Origin of the sequence: Acinetobacter pittii, from assembly GCF_022449185.1 — a bacterium.
In the GTDB taxonomy this organism is placed as follows: Bacteria; Pseudomonadota; Gammaproteobacteria; order Pseudomonadales; family Moraxellaceae; genus Acinetobacter; species Acinetobacter pittii_I.
Map to the genome: position 1 here is coordinate 1096243 of NZ_JAKUKO010000001.1, position 20350 is coordinate 1116592.

A 20350-nucleotide genomic window follows, 5' to 3' on the forward strand; every position below is an offset into this window, starting at 1 on the left:
TTATCTCAACCGTTTTTTCAATGAAAAGTTCACAGCACATATCAAAACAACGATATAACCCAATAAAATACCGCACTCTTTAAACCATAGCTTCCAATCATCACCTCCCATAAATAAAGTTTTAATTAAAATCATAAAATGCGTAGCTGGAAGCAACTGGCTAATAATTTGCACCACTAAAGGTAAGTTGCGGGTATCGAAAACAAATCCGGAAAGCATCAGTGCGGGCATAAAACTTGCCAATAAGGCAATTTGACTTGCCTGAAACTGACTTTGAGCAAAACCGGATATAGTTAAACCAAGTAATAAAGAAACAACTAAATAGAGAAATGAAGCCGATAAAATTGAGAATAATGAACCGCGCATGGGCACTTCAAAAATAAAATAGGCAGCAATAATACAAATCACGATATCAATCATGCCAACCACAACATAAGGAATGAGCTTTGCTAATACAATTTCAAATGGCCGTACAGGTGTGACAAATAAAGCTTCTAGAGTTCCCCGTTCCCTTTCACGGGCAATAAGCAGCCCCGTTAAAAATGCGCCAATTAAAGTCAAAATGAGTACCATTAAGCCAGGGACTAAAAACCAAGTACTGTTACCAGATTCGTTAAACCATATTCGTTGTTCAATATTAACGGCGCTTGACGTTGCTAATATTTGACCACGGTCAACTTGTATGGACGGCGCGGTAGCTAAAGCACCTACAACATAACCTTCTAAGGCTGTTGCTATGGTAGTGGATGTACCATTTAATAATAGTTGAACCTTGGCATTACCTTGCTGCGCCTGACTGGCAAAATCTGAAGGAAAATGCAAAATGGCATCAATTTTGCCATCTCGAATGGCCTGTTCTGCTTCAGGCAAATTATGAAATTCTAGGCTGGTTAAATATCGCGATCCATTTAAGCCAGCTAAGACCTGATTGACCTGCGGTGAGGACTGATCAACCACAACACCAACTCGTGCTTGGTTCAAGTCAAAAGAAAGCCCATAACCAAACAGTAAAATTAGGATAACAGGCAAAACTAGGCCAATTCCTAGACTGCTTTTGTCACGAATGAGCTGTTTAGTTTCTTTACGAACTAATGCGATCAATCGATTCCAAAACCCTAAGCTCATTGCAGGCCTCCTAAACAGCATGCCTTAATGTACGTGCTTGTTCCACAATTGCTATAAAAGCCTCATTCATATCAACAATATGTTTATCTTTACTTGCCAGTTTACGGACTTGTTGGGGTGAGCCTAAGGCTAATAACTTTCCGGCATCTTGTATAGCAATGCGGTCGCAATACTCTGCTTCCTCCATAAAGTGCGTCGTAATAATGATGGTAATGCCTTGATTTGCCAGTTCACCAATGCTGTACCAAAATGAACGCCGTGCAAGCGGGTCAATTCCGCTCGTGGGTTCGTCTAAAAATAAAATTTCTGGTTCATGTAATAGTGCAGCAGCCATAGATAGTCGTTGTTTATACCCACCCGGTAAATCACCACTTTTACTATGAGGTTTTAAATCATATTGCTGTAAGGCTTTATCAATTTGTTGATTTAGTTTTTTGCCAGATAACCCATATGCTCCACCAAAAAACTTCAAGTTTTCTAAGACAGTTAAATTACTATAAAGCGCAAATTTTTGAGAGACATACCCCACTTTGGCTCTGGCCTCAGCACGAGCTGTACGTAAGTTTTTCCCAGCAACTTCCAAATACCCGCTACTTGCTGGTAGCAATCCACACAACATTCGAAAAGTTGTCGTTTTACCCGCGCCATTGGGCCCAAGTAATCCAAATATTTGGCCACGTTGAACATCAAATGATGTATTGGCAACGGCAGTAAAATCTCCAAAAGTTCGGACTAAATCCTTAACTACAATGATAGGTTGCTCTGACTTGGAATTATTGTTTTGTTCTAATTGAAATGTTTGCGCAGAAATAGAGATTTGCTTTGGTTGATTTTGAGTCTGCTGTAACAGCATCATAAAAGCATCTTCAAGTTCAGATGGTCGCGTATTTGCTTTTAACCCTGCAGGTAAAGTATCGGCTGATAGCTCTTTTTGATGACTAATAAAGTTGACTTGTTCACCCTTTGGAACAGCATCAATAATATCTACATGGTTATCAAGTAACTGGGCTTGTAAAGTCCGGGCCTTAATCTGCTCTGGAGGTTTTATATTCCATGTTTGTCCAAGTGCTATTTCTTTTAATTGTGCAGGTGAACCTTGTTTTAAAATTTTGCCATCATACATGATATACACATAGTCACACTTTTCTGCTTCATCCATATAAGCAGTACTTATAATTACGCTTAAGTTTTCTTCTTCAACAAGTTGTTCAATAATAGTCCATAAATCTCGTCTTGATAAAGGGTCTACTCCAACACTAGGCTCGTCAAGTAAGAGCAATTCTGGGGACCGAACTAAAGTACATGCCAGCCCTAGTTTTTGTTTCATCCCACCAGAAAGTTGCCCAGCTAGGCGTTGAGTAAACTGAGTAAGATCGGTTATTTCCAATAACCGTTTAAACCTTTGCTCCCGTACATCCTTTGAAACGCCGTGTAAGTCAGCATATAAATCTAAATTTTCCTGTACGCTTAAATCCTCATAGAGTCCAAAGCGTTGTGGCATATAGCTAATACGGTCTTGTACAGCTTGCGGATTTTTACTTACGTCAATTCCAAGTACATTTAATGAACCCGAAGTGGCTTTATATAGTCCTGCAATTAATCTTAATAAAGTTGTTTTTCCTGAACCATCTGGGCCAACTAAAGCAGTAAGCTCACCTTTTTTGATTTGCATATTCAAATCATTAATTGCCTTAATTTCTGCTGATTTTTTATTTTCAGCTTTAAAAGCCATAGATAAATTATGAGCTTGAACCACTACATTATTATCAGTCATGAGCTTTCTCACCTGAAACAAGTGGTACTTTTACAGTCACGGGTTGACCCATTTTCAATTGATCATTCGGATCATTTACATAAACCCGAACTTCATAAACTAGAGTTGTTCTTATCTCATCAGTCTGTACAGTTTTAGGAGTGAACTCAGCCACAGAAGATATATAGCCAATTTTTCCATTGATAGGCTGATTGGGATAAGCATCACGAATGACTCGAGCCGTGCCTCCCATTTTAATTGAACTTAAATCTTGTTCATTTACATACACACGAATCCATTTTGGGTCGGTCAAAGCCAATGTATAAACGGCCTTTTGCGCAGTTGTCATATCACCAACTTCTTGTAACCGCGCTCGTACCACTGCATTTGCAGGAGACTTTAGTTCTGCTTGAGTAAGGTTATAGTTAATTAGATCTAAATTAGCTTTGGTTACTTCATACTGTGCTCTGGTTGCTTCCCGATCCTCTTGTCTAGCCCCTTTAATGATCAATTCTAAATTAGCTTGTCTTTCACGGACTGCTGCTTCAGCACTATGTTGATTGCTTTTGGCATAGTCGAGCTCTTGTTGGCTTATTGCCCGACCATCGGTACTGTTCACCAATATTTGCAACCTTTGCAAGTTTTTGCTGGCTTTATCTAAGTCAGCCTGTGTAGAAGAAAGTTGTGCTTTTGCTTGACTAATTTCTTCTGGCCGAGCTCCAACTTGTTGTTTAACAATCGCTTCTTGCTGAACTTTAAGTTGTGCTTGAGCTTGCTTAGCCTGAATTTCTAAAGAATTGGTATTCAGGGTCGCCAGTACTTGACCTGCTTTAACTTTATCGCCTTCTTGAACTAACAGTTTCTCTATACGGCCAGACTGTTCAAATGCGAGTGAAACTTGGCGAATATCCACGTTTCCATATAGAGTCAAATCATTATCTTTTTGATTCTTATTATTATATTTCCATACCCATAAGCTGATGATAACCAGAGCTATAATAACTACGACTATGGCAATCACTTTTTTATTCATCTTATTATCCTTCTTATTAAATTCAAATTCTCTTAGTTTAAATTCAATTTAAATTTAAATTACCTTAATCTTTGAATAAAAGATATACTTTTATGATGAAATAAAATTAGGTTTAAACATGTCCAGATCTAGACGAAGTGATGGTGACTTAACCAAGTCTAAAATTATTGAGGCTGCAGGACCACTAATTGCCCAATATGGTTTTGCACAAACAGCAAACAAAACAATTGCTAATGCTGCAAATGTCGATTTAGCTGCCATTAATTATCACTTTGATGGTCGAGATGGACTATATCAAGCTGTTTTAGTTGAAGCTCATGCTCACTATCTAGATGAAAAATATTTATTAGAACTTGTTGAAAGTACTCACTCACCAGAAGAAAAATTAAGCTTATTACTTGGAACTTTACTGCATAAATTAATAGAAAAAGATGTTTGGCATGGCAAAGTCTTTGTTCGTGAACTGTTTTCACCTTCTGAGCATTTATTAAATTTTATTGAATTTGCAGGTATGAGAAAATTTTTTCTTATTCGTAAGCTCATTAGTCAAGTTGCTGGTTTAGATGAAAATGATCCGGCTGTTTTGCCTTGTATTTTAAGCGTGATGACACCTTGCATGATGCTCATTATTGCTGGACCAAATGCTCAAGCACCTGAGCCGCTTAAAAATATTGCCCAGATGCCATTACACGATTTAGTTGAACATTTTAAAAAATTTTCATTAGCTGGATTAAAAGCAATTCGCCAATCAAATCTTAAAAATTAGCTATTTAAACATTTCAAAATGACTTGAACTGGGTCTTCTGTATTTCCAGAAATAAGTTGTTTATGCATGGTTAAATGTTGCATTACTTGAATTTGAGCTGTTTCAACATTCATTAGTTTTTCTATTTCAGTGGCTAAATTTTCGGGTGTGGCATCAGCCTGAATCAGCTCTTCAATTACTTTTTTACCCGCAATAATATTAGGCAAAGAATAATAAGGAATTTTTACCAAGAATTTAGCAATTAAATAAGTTAACCAGTGCAATTTATAGAAAGCGACCATTGGTCTATGCATTAACATTGCTTCTAATGTTGCAGTCCCAGAAGCTAAAGCAATAACGTCACTCGCGTTCATGACCATACGGCCAATTTTAGATTCACTATCCGTATTTTCTAAAATATGAATTCTTGCTTTTAATTGAGGCGCTAATTGTTCAACACCCTGCTCAATCTGTTGTTTTCGTGCATCGTTAATTGCGGGAATTAAAAATTGAATATCTGGATGTTTGGTATGCAAAATATTGGCAGCACCCAACAGCATAGGAAGAAGTCTTTCTACTTCACCCTTTCGGCTACCTGGCAACAAGGCAATATATTTTTGATTTTCATTAAGACCTAATTGCTGTTTGGCAATTTGGATTGGATTTTCAAGTGGCAATTGTTTGGCTAATGGATGACCTACAAATGCGGCTGGAACTTCATATCGTTCATAAAAAACTTTTTCAAAAGGAAATAAGCAAAGTACTAAATCTATACTCTGTTTAATGCCATGAACACGTCCTTGACGCCATGCCCAAACTGAAGGACTGACATATTGAACTGTTTTTACTGGGAGATTCTTTTCTTTGATACTTTTCGAAAGTCTGAGGTTAAAATCCGGTGCATCAATGCCAATAAAAATATCAACTGGATTTTGAGTCCATTGGTTAATTAGACCATCCCGCACGGCGAATAATTTTTTTAAGTCTTTTAAGACCTCAACAATCCCCATCACAGATAGAGTTTCCATTGGGTAATAACTGTTAAAACCTTCAGCAATCATTTGAGGACCACCGATTCCCTCAAATTCGGCATCGATTCCCTGTTCTCGAAAACTACGCATAAGTTTCACACCAAGCGTATCTCCAGAAACTTCCCCAACTACAATGCCTATTTTAAGTTTTCGGTTTGCCAAGGCGATTTACCCAAGAATTTGAAATAATGCATTCTAGCATAGAGGTTTATCAATCTTGAACTTGATCTATATGTACTTACCAAGAGCAGCCACAGCACAAGCTATCTAAAATTACACTCATTCACTATCTTTTAATCTAAATTAACAATGCAATTTGAATTGTAGCTTACATTCACAAACAATAAAATAAATGATAATTATTTACATTATCTTTAGTCTTATGAATATCCCACCTCGACCATTTAAGCTTACCGTAATCGCTTGCGCAATTTGTTATGCAAACCTCTCTTATGCTCAAGACTCAGAGGTACAAGCTTTACAGACGATTCAAGTTAAAGCATCAAATGCTGAGCAGTCTTCTGAACAAACCAAAGCATATAATGTTAAGAACTCGAGTAGCGCAACCAAGCTTAATATTGAGGCTAAAGAAACTCCTCAAACCATTAACGTCGTTACTCGTCAGCAAATTGAAGATTTCGGACTTAATAGTACCCGAGATGTTTTAAAAAATACCCCAGGTGTAACCGTATCTAATCAAGAAACTGAGCGAACTACTTATATGGCTCGCGGCTTTGAGATTTCAAATATATTAACTGACGGCGTGGGTTTTCCCCTCTCAGGTTATAACTATAACAATACGAATCCTGATACTTATTTCTATGATCGTGTAGAAGTTGTTAAAGGTGCTGATTCTTTAACTAACGCCTTCGGTGATCCAAGTGCAACAATCAACAATATTAGAAAACGCCCGACTCAAGAATTCCAAGCAAGTGGTGGTGTAAGTTATGGCTCTTGGGATACGCAGCGTTATGAAGCTGATGTCTCTGGCGCAATTATACCGAGTGGAAAAGTACGTGGCCGTATTATGGGCTATGAACAAACTGGTGATTCTTACCTTGATCGGTATTCTTCTGAGAAAAATGGTTTCGCAGGTATTATTGAAGCTGATTTGACAGATAGCACTTTACTTACAGCAGGTTATAGCCAAGAACAGAATAAACCTAATGCAAATAACTGGGGTTCTCTGCCTTTGTTAGATGCCAATGGTAAACAGATTTCATATGATCGCTCATATAATCCAAACCCTGACTGGGCGCACTGGGATAATGAGACACAAAATGCTTTTGTTGAATTAAAACAAAAAATTAATGACCTATGGACGGCTAAACTGACTTATAACTATCTTGATACCAAGCATAATAGTCGTCTTCTTTATTATTATGGATATCCCAAAGCTGATGGTTCTGATGTTGCTTTAACAGCTTGGGGAGGACAAGAACATCAAGAAAAACATGCTGTCGATTTTAATCTTGAAGGGAGCTATAAGCTTTTTAACCAAGAACATGAGGCAACTTTAGGCTACAGCTACGTACGTAACCATCAGCAAGATAAACAATCTTCAGGTTTTATTAACGATGCTAATATTTTGAATGATTACTCTCAAGGATATTTACGCCAGCTCACGACAAATTGGGAAAGCTGGACACCGCAATCTATAACTTGGTCAGATTTTACAGAAGCTGCAAACTATAAACAGAATATTAACTCCATCTATGCTGCGACGCGCTTACATCTTAATGAAGATTTAAAACTTTTACTTGGTGCAAACTATGTACAGGCTGAAAGTAAAGGTGAAAGTTATGGTTCTCCAATGTCATATAGTGAGAGTCAAGTCTCACCATATGTTGGACTAACCTATAACTTTACACCTGAATATACAGGTTATATGAGTTATACCTCAATTTTCCGTCCTCAAACTGGTATTGATAAAGATACCAATCAAGCTTTAAAACCTATTGATGGTAAAAGCTATGAAATGGGCATAAAAAGTTCATGGTTAGATGACCGTTTAACAGGAACACTTTCAGTATTTAAAACTGAACAAAATAATTACCCTCTACGCAGCTCTGATGGAAATCCACTTAATCGAAAAGTACCAACCAGTGATTTAGAATCACAAGGTGTAGAAGTCGGTCTATCAGGTCAAATCACAAACAATGTGAATCTTTCTTTCGGCTATGCTCAATTTAGTATTAAAGATATTAAGAATGGCGGCGAGGCAAGAACTTATAATCCAAACCAGACACTTAACTTGCTAGCCACCTACACGCCACCAGTTTTACCTAAGCTGAAAGTTGGTGCAGGCTTACAATGGCAAGATGGGATAAAGTTATATGATTCAAATGTAAACAGTACGATCAAACAAGATGCATATGCTTTAGTCAATTTAATGGCGAGCTATGAAGTCAATGATCATATTACGCTTCAAGCAAATGGTAATAATATTTTTGACAAGAAATATTTAAATAGTTTCCCCGATGGGCAAGCTTTTTATGGCGCTCCAGCCAACTATACAGTTGCTGTAAAGTTTAAATATTAATACCGTAGCCAATCCCAATTTAGAGATTGGCTTTACTTATTATTCTTTGTTTATGTGTCAGTAAAGATGTCCAAAACTGTAAATCTCCCTGTGTCATATCGTATAAAAGTTTTCTATCGATTCTTGCTAGTTTTCGGTATGGGCTTTGCCTGTATGGCGTGTTTAAGTCTTGGACTCACTGGAATTTTCCTTTTGAATCTGGACAAAGCTGAGGCTATCTATCTTTCAGCATTTATAGCGATTTTATTTTACGTCATCTTTGTGATTGTTGGTTTCTGCATTCAATCATTAGTGCGACTGACCATTTTATCAATCGCACTATTTGCCCTTTTCTTTATTGTGACACGGACGGTGGGTTATGCATAAAGGTATACGTCAATCTATGGCATGGCTACACTCATGGACTGGCTTAATTTTTGGATGGCTCGTGTTTGCCATTTTCTTAATGGGAAGTTTGTCTTATTACCGCCATGAAATTAATTTATGGATGCAGCCTGCACTTGCACAATATGAAGTAAAACAAGATATTGCTATTAAAACAGCATATCAATATTTACAAGAAAACGCTCCAGATGCCAAATCTTGGTATTTAACTGTGGCTACACCAGAAAGTCCCGTCAACACTATGTATTGGGAAAAAGCTGACGGCGGTTATGGCAATGCCACACTTGATGCTAACACGGGAAAAGAACTTCAACTTTCGGCAACTCTAGGCGGCGATTTTTTTTACCGCTTCCATTACCAGCTTTTTGGCATTCCAATAATAGTTGGCCGATTAGTCGTATGTCTTGCCGCATTTATTATGCTGATTGCTTTGGTTTCAGGCATTATCACCCATAAAAAAATATTTACCGACTTTTTTACTTTACGTACATTTAAGTCTCAGCGTTCGTGGCTAGACTTTCACAATATTTCTTCAGTCGTTGCACTGCCCTTCTTTTTAACCATTACATTTACAGGCTTAGCTATTTTCTTTTATTTATATCTGCCTTGGGGAATGCAAAAGATTTACCCTGAAAACCCTTATCAATATTTTACCGAAATACGTACAAAGACTGTACTTGAGAATCAATCGATTCAACCTGCTCAAGACTTAGCGATTGAGAAACTGCTGAGCCAAGTTCAACAAAGTTGGGGCAACCAACCCTTATCAACAATGAGTGTAAAAAATCCAAATACCAATCAAGCTCAAATTACATTTATTCAAAAAGAAGATCGCACTATTACTCGTAATCAACCTCAAATTACATTAAATGCTTCAACTGGCAAAGTCTTGGCAGATACACGTAATCATAGTCCTATTGCCACGCTAAATGCGGGTGTTTATGGCCTGCACATGGCAACATTTGCTCAGCCTTTACTTCGTTTAGGATTCTTTTTCTCAGGCATTTTAGGCTGTGTAATGATTTCCTCTGGTTTGTTACTCTGGAGTCTTAAACGACAAATTCAAAATAAGAATAGTAAGTTTCATTTTGGGCACTACTTAGTTGATCGATTAAATGTTGCAGCGTTTGTGGGATTACCTTCTGCAACTGTCGCCTATTTAAGCGCCAATCGATTATTTACAGTCACTTCAACCACAATCAATTATGAAATTTATAGCTTTTTCTTGGTTTGGTTAATTAGCTTAATCATTGCATTAATCACTAAAAAACAGCATTTATGGCGAACTCAACTTAGCGTTTTTATTATGCTCTGTATTGCACTTCCAATCTTAAATCTAAGTTATTTACTTAAACATGAGTATATTGAAAGCCTCAGGGATTATTGGATGTTTGCACGTGTAGATGTATTTTTATGGATCTTTGCAGCTTTAGCATTTTTTATATTCTGCAAAATTCAACCTATTCAACATAAAGCTGTCGCAAAAATTCAAAAAAAGCTGAATAAACTAAATACTGAGGTGAGCTCATGATTCTTATAGCTTTTCTCTTAATTTTATTAGGTATGTATTTGTTATTTATCTCGAGCGAAAAATATCGATCACCGAAATCAACAGGTCATTTCAAATCATTAGCTCAAAAGTTTTACCGATATTTCAAAATAGCCGCATTCATATTATTTGGTTTATGTGCCTTTATTCTTATTCACGAATATAAATTTTCAATTAGTTTTGTTAGTTGGTGGATCTTTGCAACGCCATTAACTTTTCTTCTTATACTTTTGATTAACCCACTAAAGTCACCCAAATAATCATTTTCTTTAAAAAATGATGAAAAATAGTACAAGCTAAGCAAAATTTTGATTGCTTAGCTTTTTTTTGCATAAGTAAATCATTATTCATGACAACTGTTTATCTCTAAAAGGAATAAGATATCTGCGTTTCGTGATAAGTGGCGATAAAGATGTCTGGTGCTTTTGAATTTATCTTAGCGGGTATGTTAGTGGGTTTCTGTGTAGGGATTACAGGAGTTGGTGGTGGATCATTAATGACACCAATTTTAATTAGCCTTTTTAGAATTGAACCTCATATCGCAATTGGTACTGATTTACTTTATGCCGCAATCTCAAAATTTTGTGGATCAATGGTTCACGCTCGAAAGCTCAATATTGTTTGGCCAATTGTTTTATGGCTAGCAGTAGGGAGTATCCCTGCATCTTTCATTACTTCATGGGTACTTGAGCATTATTTAAGCCAGTCAACACACTATAAAGCTGTATTAACCATGGTATTGGGCTTTATGTTGACCTTAACAGGTGTTTCCATCATTTTCCGTACGCGTATTGAGAAATTCTTTAATAAATTCAGATCTAAAGAAGTTACCCAAACTGAAAATGAGCAGTTGGCAATCCATAAAAAACGTAGCTTTATCGTAATTATGGGCATCATTTTAGGTGTATTCGTAACCCTTTCATCAGTTGGTGCGGGTGCATTTGGAATCATGGCTCTGGTGATTATGTTCCCGAACTTGCCAATGATCCGAATTATTGGGTCGGATGTTGTACATGCAGTATTGCTTACCTTGGTGGCTGGCCTTGGACACATGAGTGCTGGTAACGTCGACTTTACACTTCTGATGTGGTTATTGGTGGGTTCAATTCCGGCAATTATTATTGGAACATTAATTAGCTCTCGTATGCCTGAACGTTTAATCCGAAAAATTCTAGGGATTACCCTATTTGCCCTCGGTGTTAACTTTATGGTTCATCCAGTCAAAGCAAAACCGAAAGCACCTGTGGTACAACAACAAGCAGTAGTTGCTGAAAAAACAGGCAACTCGACTGAAAGATAGTAAAATCAATAGGATTTTTCCAATCTGAAATACCATGAGATGTAGTATTTTCATAATTATTTCATGGTATATTCAGTACACAAAACAACCTTTAGTATGATCGAACCAGTGACAGCAATGACTACACATTCAAATTCCGTTTCAAAGCCAGATATCGACGACGTTAATATTAAAAGCATTCAAACTCTTGTAACTCCAAATGAGCTTAAGTCAGAACTTCCTTTATCTGATGTTGCTTCACAAACTGTTCTAAAAGGCCGCGAAACTATTCGTAATATTTTAGATGGTTCAGATAAACGTTTGTTTGTCGTTATCGGTCCTTGCTCTATTCATGATCCAAAAGCTGCTCACGAATATGCTGATCGCTTAAAAGCGTTAAGCGAAAAGGTTAAAGATACTCTTTATCTAGTTATGCGTGTTTATTTTGAAAAACCACGTACAACAATTGGTTGGAAAGGTCTAATCAATGACCCAGATATGAATGACTCATTTAACATCGAAAAAGGTTTACGTATTGGTCGTAAGCTGTTGCTTGAATTAAATGAAAAAGGTTTACCATGCGCAACTGAAGCACTTGACCCTAACTCACCACAGTACTATCAAGACTTAATTTCATGGTCTGCGATTGGTGCACGTACAACCGAAAGTCAAACTCACCGTGAAATGTCTTCTGGTCTATCTTCACCGGTCGGTTTTAAAAATGGTACAGATGGTGGTTTAACTGTTGCAACCAATGCGATGCAGTCTGTTAAATATGGCCATAGTTTCTTAGGCCTAAATGAAGACGGTCAGGTTTCAATTATTAATACAAATGGTAATCCTTATGCACACGTTGTATTACGTGGTGGTAATGGTAAACCGAACTATGACGCAGGTTCAGTTGCAGAAGCAGAAAACGCTTTAGCGAAAGCAAAAGTGAGCAACAAAATCATGATTGATGCGAGCCATGCTAACTCAAATAAAGACCCGTATTTACAACCACTTGTCCTTAAAAATATTACCGAACAAATTTTAGATGGTAACAAGTCAATCGTAGGTATTATGGTTGAAAGTCATTTAAAAGGCGGCCGCCAAGATATTCCTGAAAATCTTTGTGACCTTGAATATGGTAAATCAGTAACTGATGGCTGTATTGACTGGGAAACTACTGAAAAGACATTGCTTGAAATGCATGAAACTTTAAAAGATGTTTTACCAAACCGTTAATTCATCTTTTTAAGATTAAAATTAAGCCCTCATTTTTTGAGGGCTTTTTTATTTTGTATGGGTGAAATTCAATATCAAACTAAATAAAAATAACTTATGACAAAAATAAAAAGTAGCACGGTTTCACTTAGTTCAATCGCTGCACCAACTGTATCCCCCGTAATACCCCCAATTCTTTTAATAAACAGATATCTTAAATAAACGAGACTTATTAAAAAACTAATGATGGCAATAAGCCCTTGCCATTCCCAATATAAAGCCAATAACAAAACTACCGCAGCTATTATCCATGAAGCAGTTTTGGGTAAGTGATCTGTCAAAGAACGCCCTAACCCTTTTTCACGTACATATGGTGTAGTTAAGAATAAAATAGATGGCACCACACGTCCAAGTACGGGAACAAAGACCAAAAATAACGTTTGATGTTGTTCAATCAACACGTAAATCAGTGCAAATTTGAGCAAACATATGATAACTAAGCTGAGAACTCCAATTGGGCCACAACTTGGATCCTTCATGATTTGTAAGGTACGTAGTTTGTCTCCAAAACCGCCTACCCACGCATCTGCCGTATCTGCTAGCCCGTCTAAATGTAATCCCCCTGTCAGCCAAATCCATAAAGTCATTATGATGGCAGCAAGTAAAAGAACGGGTAATTTAACTAAAAGACACGAGATAAGAAAAAGAATGCCACCAATAATCAGTCCAACAAATGGATAAAACAAAATAGCTCGACCATTTTGTTGAGCCGTAGGCATTGTCTTTAGCTCAATAGGCAGAACAGTTAAAAATTGCAATGCAATCCAAAAAGGTGTCATATCCAAGTCTCTAACTGATCTATATTTAAAAGCAAATTGGATTATGAATAAATAAAAATGGGAATAGCAATCCCTATTCCCATTAAAGACTCCAAAAACTGAAAATCTATTGCATTTGATAGCACTGTTTCAATTTGATGTAGTCGTAGTAAAAGCTAGTTGGCGTATAACGTGCATAGTTACATGCAGATTTGAACAAAGTTTCTTTTTCGTTATAAAGCATTTTAACCAAAGTAGAGCCTTGGCTATTTTGGTAAATATCCCATTGGACATTTGCTGCCATAGGTGAAACTACTTCACCGCGCCATGTGCTTGTTGAGTAATTATAAGTCTGGCGAAGCGGTAAAGGCTGCATCATATTATGTAAATCTAGACTGGTTGCTAGAGGAATAATAATTTCAGCATGGGCAAAACGTAAAACTGCTTTGTATGGTTGGGCTTTATTTACAACCGCATCAACTTGTTGGAAAAAGTCCTGTTTGAGTCCTTGAGCAATTTCACTTGTGATTTGATTTGACTCTGTAAAACTTGGACCTTTTTCGTAAAAATCGTTTGCATCATTAAATTCAGCGTAGAATTTTGCAGCATCTAACGGCATATATTTATCAAAATCAATACCTTTCAGCTCATCTTTCATGCCACCAGAAATTGAATAGAGCTCATAAATATAAGCTGCTGCATCAACTGCACTGGTAATTGTATTTTTACCCTTACCTTTTTCTGTAATTTGCTCACCTTTTGGTGAAGTTACCGTAAAGGATCCGGTATTGCTAAAGTTATAACCTGTTGTACCCAATTTTTTAATAAAGTCTGCTTTAAAAATCGGATTAAGTACAGTTTGGGCAGTTTTTTCAGCTGCTGTATTTTTTGATAACTCATCTAACTTTTGTGCTAAATCTTTATTATTTTCTTCAAAATCTTGATAGGCCTGACTAGCATCATAAATTTTTTGTTGGCTAGCACTCAAGGGTTGAGCTAAGTCTTCGTCTGCATTCAAACTATGAAAATAGAGTTTGAAACGATCAACGCCACCATCTTCAACACTTGGCACGCTTTCACTTGATAAATTGGTATAAGACAATGGAACAATTTTATCTTTCAGTGGCGGTCGTTGTTTGATGAGTTCAGCAGTAAAGAATTTTGCACTATCTACAGCACGATCTACTCCAGAACTTTGTACCAATATAGATGCTTGCGAATTTAAAAGAGTTGGTAAGCGCTGTAATAAGCGATCGGCAATGCCGCGGTGTTCTAAAATACCAGTCATGGTTTCATTCCCATAACCATACTGGCGGATCCCTTCCACACCATAACCTAATAAGATATTTGCTTTCATCATGGCTTCTAAATCAGCACCTAATTGCTCACCTAATGGTGTTAAGGCATTTTCTGATTTTGCCTGTTTCCATAAATTATAAAGTGCTAAATCATATTTCAGACTTGAGAGACCTCTTGAACCGTGACGTGCCACTAGCTCTGTAAAAACTGGCTGGAATCCATTTGGTGCTTGTTCATAGTTTTTTATTTCTTGTTGAGGTTGATAAGGTGTTTTTGTCTGATAATATTTTGATGAGTTTGTAGAAGGTGTAGTTTGAGCTTCTTGATCATCATTATTGTTACACGCAACAAGTAATAGTGATGCAGCGAGCATAGTTGTTTTAAATAAAATATTCATAAGCCAGATGTGTGATTAATAAGAAATGCCAATAGCTTAGATAGTAGCAATGACAATTCTATTACACAGGCTAAAATAATATTTTAAAAATAATAACTTACAAGTGTATAAAAATATAAAACTACTATCTTAACTTAAAAGTTATTTGACCATCTGTTTCATAAAATTCGAGTGAATATAATTTTCCAAGCTCTGCTGGCATTTTAAGTAAGTCGTCTAAAGGTTGTTGTCTGGCTAAACAAGCCAATAGCTTAATCACACCGCCATGAGTAACAACTAAAGCATGCTGTAAGTTTTGCTTTTGCATATGCTTCAGCAAATCCTGAAAACCTTTAAGAACCCTTGTTTGAAACTGGTTTAATGTTTCTGCGCGAGGTGGACAATATTGACTCGGTTTTTGCCAAAAATTTGCAAGTAATTCGGGTGAAGTTTCATAAATTTGCTGAGTTGAGACGCCTTCCCAATCACCAAAATACATTTCCTTTAAGTCATGATTTAACAGTAAAGGCAGTTCAGTTGTCTTTGCAAGTCGCTCAGCAAAACAAGCACAACGCTTTAATGATGAACTTATAATGATATCCCATGGCTGATTAGCCACTTGCTCAAGGGTTGACTGCATTTGCTGCCAACCCTTTGCTGTTAACTCATCATCCAAATGCCCACGCAAAGTATGGCTATACTGGCTTTCGCCATGCCTGAGCAAATCAATCCTAAATTTAGCCAATTTTATCCCCGCTTACGGCAGCTTGAGCAAAGGTAGCCATTTGGTTGTGTAATACACATGCCATTTTAACCAATGCCAAAGCAGCACCAGCACCACTACCTTCACCTAAACGTAAATTCATTTTTAAAATCGGCTCAGCATTGAGTTCTTGTAAAATACGGCGATGACCGTATTCAGCCGATTGATGGCCAAATAACATCCAGTCACGTACTTTAGGGTTCATTCGTACCGCACATAAAGCAGCTACTGAACTAATAAAACCATCTACAATGATAGGTAAACCCACTTGTGCACATCGAATGTAAGCACCCGTAATTGCCGCAATTTCCAAACCACCTACGGCGCATAATGTTTTGAAGACATCACCGACAACATGTTTATGGTGAAGTTCAATTGCCTTTTCAATCACTTCAATTTTATGTCTTAACTGATCGGCACCAATTCCTGTACCAACTCCAGTTAATTGCTCGGCAGTATCATTTAATAAAAGACATGCTAAGGCAGAAGCAGAACAGGTATTTCCTATACCCATTTCACCAGCAATATAAATATCTGTACCTTTAGATTTGGCCGTGTCTACACTGTTTTTACCTAACTCTAAAGCAGCACGACATTCATCTGCATTCATTGCAGCTTGTTTGGCAAAATTTGCTGTGCCGGCACGAATACAATGACGTTCAACACCTGCATATTCGTATGCTTCGCCTACTGTGCCACAGTCAATCACTTGCAAATGAGCTTGATGATATTTAGCAATGACACTAATTGCGGCACCGCCAGTTGTGAAGTTTTGCAACATTTGACGGGTAACAGCTTGGGGATATGCAGAAATATTTTCTTCAACCACGCCATGATCGCCAGCAAAAACTGTAATCCATGGATGACTAACTTGCGGATGTGCATTTGACTGTAAACTAGCAAGTTTAACTGCTATCAGTTCTAGATCACCTAAGGCTCCAGTAGGTTTAGTGAGTTGAAGCTGGTGTTGCTCAGCTTGTTGTTTTACGTCCACATCAGGTTGCTGTACAGATTGTAACCACCAGTTCATTTTATTTCTCACCTTTTAAAATCATTGGAAAACCAGCCACACAAAACACAACCTTATCTGCAATTTGCCCTAAACTCTGATGCAGTCTGCCGGCTTCATCGACAAATCGACGGCTTATCTCACCGAGTGGTACAACACCAAGACCAGTTTCATTACTTACTAAAATAATTTCTGACTGAAGCGTGGGTAAAATTTTTAACAGCTGCTCACATTCAAATTGTTGAACGTTTTGATCTTCTAAAAGTAACAAATTGGTTAGCCAAAGTGTTAAACAATCCACAAGAATAATTTGATTAGGTCGATCAATTTTTTGCAGAATCTTTGCTAAATATAAAGGTTCTTCAACCAAAGACCAGTGAGAAGGACGCTGATTTTGATGATGTGTTATTCTGCTTTGCATTTCAAAATCTAGCGCTTGCGCCGTTGCAACATAAGTGACAGCTAATTGCCTATCTATTGCCGTTTGTTCAGCCAGTCGGCTTTTGCCGGAACGAGCTCCACCCAAAATCAGTTGCAACATGCATCACCTAAAAACAAATGCTGATACGGATATAACTTACCTTGTAAAGTTTGAGCTTGATAATAACCAAATGTTAAATGCTCAACTTTAAGGTCAAATTCAGCCTGTTTATATTGTACAGGTAATTCAGAAATTTTTTGTAAAATCAAATCACTACTATAGTCTGTTTTATACAACCCCAAAGTGATGTGTGGGCAATAATCTAAAGCCGCAATTTCATTAGAAACTAAACCTAACTTTTGGCGTATCTGAAATAAGATATTTTCAGTGTCTCCTATTTCTACAAATAGAGCACTACTAAAGCTATCGATTGAACCAATTTTTAGTTGGAATGAGGAAAAATTCTCTTTACTAAAAATTTGCCTATGTTGCTCAAATTCATTAAAACTAAAGTCATCACTGTAAATTTTAGTTTCGTGAGTTAAGAATCCACATATAAATAATGTGACATGATATTGGCGATGATTAGGTTCTACTAAAAATTCTGAAAAATGTGCACGCAAGGCATCTAAATAATCAACTATTTTTTGATCATTAATTTCTAAATACCACAATGCATAATTTTGCCGTCCAAGATGCCATTCGGGATAATCACGTATAGATGTTGGCACCATGAACGTCGAGGGTTTTAGCAACACAGCTTTAATTCAAAATCATTCAATTTTTGTATTAAAGCATGTTTGCCTTTCAGTTGTAGAGCATAATTAAAAGAATTTAGGCATATTGGGTAGGCGCATTTTTTGAATTGGTAATATTCATGTTTAAAGGCTGTTTACCTTGTTCAGAAAATAAATATTCAATTAATTGCGTTAACTCAACTTCAAGTTGTGCTTTTTGAGCAGCACTCATATCCAGTTTTTTAACTTGCTCGTGTAAATGTTTAATTGCATCAGTCCCTTCAATTTCTAAAAATTGAATCGCATAGGCATAACCTAAAGCAGCACCTTTTAATAGGTTTTTATAAGGTAAATTATGTGCAATATTTACCTCAATTGATGCGATTACTCTTTCATTATGAGTTAATTTGCGAAGTGGATCTCTTGCCACTCTTTGACAAGGGTCTTTAAATGCATATTCACATGAGTCTAGAAAACTTTGTGCCATGCGGTCCAGATCTTTTGCATAATTAGGTAATACAATTGCAAGCCCTTGCTTTACTTCTCTAATTAAGTTCTCTGCAAATACTTTAACTGAATGATCCCCCATGGCAACACCAATAGACTCATAACCTAGTAAAGATGCGTACCAAGCAAGCATGGCATGCACGCCATTCCATAGTCGGTTTTTGATTAATTGAATGTCTGTAATCTGATTCACCAAGACAACTTGACGCAACTTTTCAAGTAAAGGGCTGCCTTTTTCTACATAAATTGGTATATCCGTTTCGCTATGAAACAGAATTAGATCCATGCTTTGTAATATATGGCCTGGCTGAAAATTACGGCGCATGTTATCAACATATAAAGATGCCTGATTTTGCTGATCTTGAGTCAATTTATTACAGTCTTCAATTTCGATTTGTTCCTCGTTTTCCACATCTTCTAAATGCTGTTCAAGAAAATTATGCTTAATACGAAGTTGGCGATATAAATTTTGATTAGATAGCTTTGAAACCATGCGGTTTACAACGGTGTCGCAAAAGTAATGTTCTTTTAAAATATGCTCAGTCACATCTTCATCGTTGGTCAACTCTAGTAGAGCTTCTCTAAGAAACTTCATAACTAAATATTTCGCGCCGACTTTATTTAAAATAATTAGAAAAGTTAACGGTTCAATACATGTTTCAAGTGGCGAGTTAAAGCGAGCATATAATCCTTTTGCGATTATTTTTGCTTCAGCTTCGATGGCCTGTTCGGGTAAACACAGTGCGATCAAACTTGAATGGGTATACATCTCTAACATTTGTTGTTCATTTTCAGAATCAACAATCGTCATATTCTCAATACGTTCATCATAAGAAAATTGCCCATAGCGAATGCTGTATGTTCCAAATGCATTTACAGCTTCGCGAAAAAGACTATTACGTGTTGAAGCAATAATTCTTTTGGGTTTTGTGTATCCATCCCAATGTGACAAGATTTGCGCTACGTAACCACCGCCAATAGCACCAAAACCATGTATCCCAACAGTAAGCTGATTAAGACTTTGTGGAAAAGGTTCTTGTATTTCCGGCATATCCATAATAGGAATGAACTGGTCAAGATCGGTTAAAAAGTCATACATCTGATCATAATAAAAATGCGCTTTTTCCAGCATTTCATCATTTGGTTCTTTAATATCTTTTAATAAAATCGTTAAACCTTTTGAAGTGTGAGCTGAAGTTAAACCATTTTCAGAATCTTCAAACATAAGACACTGATTAGCATCCAAGTGAAGTTGACTAGCAGCTTTTAAAAAAATTTCTGGATGCGGCTTTCCTTGCTCTACTTCATCACCACAGGTAATCACATCAAAAAATTTATAAACATTCGCATTAATTAAATATTCTTCGGCAATTGCCCTACGGCTTGAAGTCGCGACAGCCATTCTTAAACCCGATTTTCGTAAACGTTCTAAAACCTGAACTAAACCCTTTTTGATAGGTACGCCGTGTTTTCGAATATATTCGAGTTCCATCTCATCAGCTTTTTTTCGAATTTCTTTATATGGAACATTTACCCCATATAACCGTTGCGCCAATTGCTCAGCAGTAGTTGCACTTAAACCTAAACATTGCATTAAATATTCGTGTGAAAACTCCTGTCCAATGAGTTCTTGAGATGCCTGTTGCAATGTTTGAAACCGCAACCTCTCAGTATCAAACATTGTCCCATCCATATCAAAGATAGCTCCATGAACAGGTTTTCCATGAAAAATAAGCACGTTTTTACCTCTTTTTTGATCATGTTTTATTCAGG

19 protein-coding genes are annotated in these 20350 nt (G+C 36.9%); 7 read left to right on the forward strand and 12 right to left on the reverse strand.

Annotated features, from left to right (window positions below; translation table 11 throughout):
* The 3 genes from MKX14_RS05080 to MKX14_RS05090 are packed head-to-tail and all read right to left on the reverse strand — an operon-like array spanning position 1 to position 3911.
* Positions 1-1125, reverse strand: coding sequence for an ABC transporter permease (locus tag MKX14_RS05080; protein WP_240281935.1), 1125 nt, complete (start codon positions 1123-1125; stop codon positions 1-3).
* A gap of 10 nt (positions 1126-1135) precedes the next feature.
* Positions 1136-2899, reverse strand: coding sequence for an ATP-binding cassette domain-containing protein (locus MKX14_RS05085; RefSeq protein WP_240281936.1), 1764 nt, complete (start codon positions 2897-2899; stop codon positions 1136-1138).
* Positions 2892-3911, reverse strand: coding sequence for an HlyD family efflux transporter periplasmic adaptor subunit (locus MKX14_RS05090; RefSeq protein WP_240281937.1), 1020 nt, complete (start codon positions 3909-3911; stop codon positions 2892-2894). The genes MKX14_RS05085 and MKX14_RS05090 overlap by 8 nt, the downstream gene beginning before the upstream one ends.
* A 118-nt stretch (positions 3912-4029) precedes the next feature.
* Here MKX14_RS05090 and MKX14_RS05095 point away from each other — a divergent pair, with 118 nt between their 5' ends.
* The gene (locus MKX14_RS05095; protein WP_240281938.1) at positions 4030-4677 is read left to right on the forward strand and encodes a TetR/AcrR family transcriptional regulator; all 648 of its coding nucleotides are present in this window, start codon (positions 4030-4032) and stop codon (positions 4675-4677) included.
* Here the strand turns inward: MKX14_RS05095 and lpxB are convergent.
* Positions 4674-5849 carry a lipid-A-disaccharide synthase gene (gene lpxB / locus MKX14_RS05100; protein WP_240281939.1) on the reverse strand — a complete coding sequence of 392 codons (1176 nt, stop codon included), beginning with the start codon at positions 5847-5849 and terminating at the stop codon, positions 4674-4676. The two genes, MKX14_RS05095 and lpxB, sit on opposite strands and share 4 nt — an antisense overlap.
* 220 nt (positions 5850-6069) lie before the next feature.
* Between lpxB and MKX14_RS05105 the strand changes: the two genes are divergently transcribed.
* From MKX14_RS05105 to MKX14_RS05120, 4 genes are all read left to right on the forward strand, one after another.
* Positions 6070-8229, forward strand: a complete 2160-nt coding sequence (locus tag MKX14_RS05105; protein WP_240281940.1) for a TonB-dependent siderophore receptor — start codon at positions 6070-6072, stop codon at positions 8227-8229.
* A gap of 66 nt (positions 8230-8295) precedes the next feature.
* On the forward strand, positions 8296-8595 hold the full coding sequence (locus tag MKX14_RS05110; RefSeq protein ID WP_046812642.1) for a hypothetical protein: 300 nt from the start codon (positions 8296-8298) through the stop codon (positions 8593-8595).
* A complete protein-coding gene (locus tag MKX14_RS05115; RefSeq protein ID WP_240281941.1) occupies positions 8588-10144 on the forward strand; it encodes a PepSY-associated TM helix domain-containing protein in 1557 nt (518 codons plus the stop codon). The genes MKX14_RS05110 and MKX14_RS05115 overlap by 8 nt, the downstream gene beginning before the upstream one ends.
* Positions 10141-10422, forward strand: a complete 282-nt coding sequence (locus MKX14_RS05120; protein WP_240281942.1) for a DUF1634 domain-containing protein — start codon at positions 10141-10143, stop codon at positions 10420-10422. Before MKX14_RS05115 ends, MKX14_RS05120 begins: the two co-directional genes overlap by 4 nt.
* Here the strand turns inward: MKX14_RS05120 and MKX14_RS05125 are convergent.
* Positions 10397-10513: a hypothetical protein gene (locus MKX14_RS05125; protein WP_081312007.1), complete on the reverse strand. Its 117-nt coding sequence runs from the start codon at positions 10511-10513 to the stop codon at positions 10397-10399. The two genes, MKX14_RS05120 and MKX14_RS05125, sit on opposite strands and share 26 nt — an antisense overlap.
* 61 nt (positions 10514-10574) lie before the next feature.
* Here MKX14_RS05125 and MKX14_RS05130 point away from each other — a divergent pair, with 61 nt between their 5' ends.
* Together MKX14_RS05130 and MKX14_RS05135 are read left to right on the forward strand one after the other, a co-directional pair.
* Entirely contained in the window at positions 10575-11462 is an 888-nt protein-coding gene (locus MKX14_RS05130) for a sulfite exporter TauE/SafE family protein (protein WP_014206645.1), read from the forward strand.
* 96 nt (positions 11463-11558) lie between these two features.
* Complete coding sequence (locus MKX14_RS05135) at positions 11559-12668, forward strand: 3-deoxy-7-phosphoheptulonate synthase (protein ID WP_108010444.1); 1110 nt, start codon at positions 11559-11561, stop codon at positions 12666-12668.
* Positions 12669-12742: 74 nt separating this feature from the next.
* Here MKX14_RS05135 and cobS read toward each other — a convergent pair whose 3' ends face one another.
* The 7 genes from cobS to mtlD form a co-directional block, all read right to left on the reverse strand.
* The gene (gene cobS, locus MKX14_RS05140; RefSeq protein WP_240281943.1) at positions 12743-13486 is read right to left on the reverse strand and encodes an adenosylcobinamide-GDP ribazoletransferase; all 744 of its coding nucleotides are present in this window, start codon (positions 13484-13486) and stop codon (positions 12743-12745) included.
* A gap of 106 nt (positions 13487-13592) precedes the next feature.
* Positions 13593-15161, reverse strand: coding sequence for a histidine-type phosphatase (locus MKX14_RS05145; RefSeq protein ID WP_240281944.1), 1569 nt, complete (start codon positions 15159-15161; stop codon positions 13593-13595).
* A gap of 124 nt (positions 15162-15285) precedes the next feature.
* Positions 15286-15885: a histidine phosphatase family protein gene (gene cobC, locus MKX14_RS05150; protein ID WP_046812636.1), complete on the reverse strand. Its 600-nt coding sequence runs from the start codon at positions 15883-15885 to the stop codon at positions 15286-15288.
* Entirely contained in the window at positions 15878-16933 is a 1056-nt protein-coding gene (cobT, locus tag MKX14_RS05155) for a nicotinate-nucleotide--dimethylbenzimidazole phosphoribosyltransferase (RefSeq protein ID WP_240281945.1), read from the reverse strand. The genes cobC and cobT overlap by 8 nt, the downstream gene beginning before the upstream one ends.
* Position 16934: 1 nt before the next feature.
* On the reverse strand, positions 16935-17453 hold the full coding sequence (cobU, locus tag MKX14_RS05160) for a bifunctional adenosylcobinamide kinase/adenosylcobinamide-phosphate guanylyltransferase (protein WP_240281946.1): 519 nt from the start codon (positions 17451-17453) through the stop codon (positions 16935-16937).
* Complete coding sequence (locus MKX14_RS05165) at positions 17441-18067, reverse strand: 2'-5' RNA ligase family protein (RefSeq protein ID WP_240281947.1); 627 nt, start codon at positions 18065-18067, stop codon at positions 17441-17443. Before MKX14_RS05165 ends, cobU begins: the two co-directional genes overlap by 13 nt.
* Positions 18068-18167: 100 nt before the next feature.
* The gene (gene mtlD / locus MKX14_RS05170; protein WP_240281948.1) at positions 18168-20315 is read right to left on the reverse strand and encodes a bifunctional mannitol-1-phosphate dehydrogenase/phosphatase; all 2148 of its coding nucleotides are present in this window, start codon (positions 20313-20315) and stop codon (positions 18168-18170) included.
* Positions 20316-20350: the final 35 nt, after the last annotated feature.

Coding starts and splice junctions, on each gene's coding strand:
- MKX14_RS05090 (WP_240281937.1), bottom strand. CDS start 3,911: ATGAATAAAAAAGTGATTGCCATAGTCGTAGTTATTATAGCTCTGGTT.
- MKX14_RS05135 (WP_108010444.1), top strand. CDS start 11,559: ATGATCGAACCAGTGACAGCAATGACTACACATTCAAATTCCGTTTCA.
- cobU (WP_240281946.1), bottom strand. CDS start 17,453: ATGTTGCAACTGATTTTGGGTGGAGCTCGTTCCGGCAAAAGCCGACTG.
- MKX14_RS05105 (WP_240281940.1), top strand. CDS start 6,070: ATGAATATCCCACCTCGACCATTTAAGCTTACCGTAATCGCTTGCGCA.
- MKX14_RS05120 (WP_240281942.1), top strand. CDS start 10,141: ATGATTCTTATAGCTTTTCTCTTAATTTTATTAGGTATGTATTTGTTA.
- MKX14_RS05095 (WP_240281938.1), top strand. CDS start 4,030: ATGTCCAGATCTAGACGAAGTGATGGTGACTTAACCAAGTCTAAAATT.
- MKX14_RS05130 (WP_014206645.1), top strand. CDS start 10,575: ATGTCTGGTGCTTTTGAATTTATCTTAGCGGGTATGTTAGTGGGTTTC.
- cobS (WP_240281943.1), bottom strand. CDS start 13,486: ATGACACCTTTTTGGATTGCATTGCAATTTTTAACTGTTCTGCCTATT.
- MKX14_RS05115 (WP_240281941.1), top strand. CDS start 8,588: ATGCATAAAGGTATACGTCAATCTATGGCATGGCTACACTCATGGACT.
- cobT (WP_240281945.1), bottom strand. CDS start 16,933: ATGAACTGGTGGTTACAATCTGTACAGCAACCTGATGTGGACGTAAAA.
- MKX14_RS05085 (WP_240281936.1), bottom strand. CDS start 2,899: ATGACTGATAATAATGTAGTGGTTCAAGCTCATAATTTATCTATGGCT.
- MKX14_RS05145 (WP_240281944.1), bottom strand. CDS start 15,161: ATGAATATTTTATTTAAAACAACTATGCTCGCTGCATCACTATTACTT.
- MKX14_RS05110 (WP_046812642.1), top strand. CDS start 8,296: ATGTCCAAAACTGTAAATCTCCCTGTGTCATATCGTATAAAAGTTTTC.
- MKX14_RS05165 (WP_240281947.1), bottom strand. CDS start 18,067: ATGGTGCCAACATCTATACGTGATTATCCCGAATGGCATCTTGGACGG.
- MKX14_RS05125 (WP_081312007.1), bottom strand. CDS start 10,513: ATGAATAATGATTTACTTATGCAAAAAAAAGCTAAGCAATCAAAATTT.
- MKX14_RS05080 (WP_240281935.1), bottom strand. CDS start 1,125: ATGAGCTTAGGGTTTTGGAATCGATTGATCGCATTAGTTCGTAAAGAA.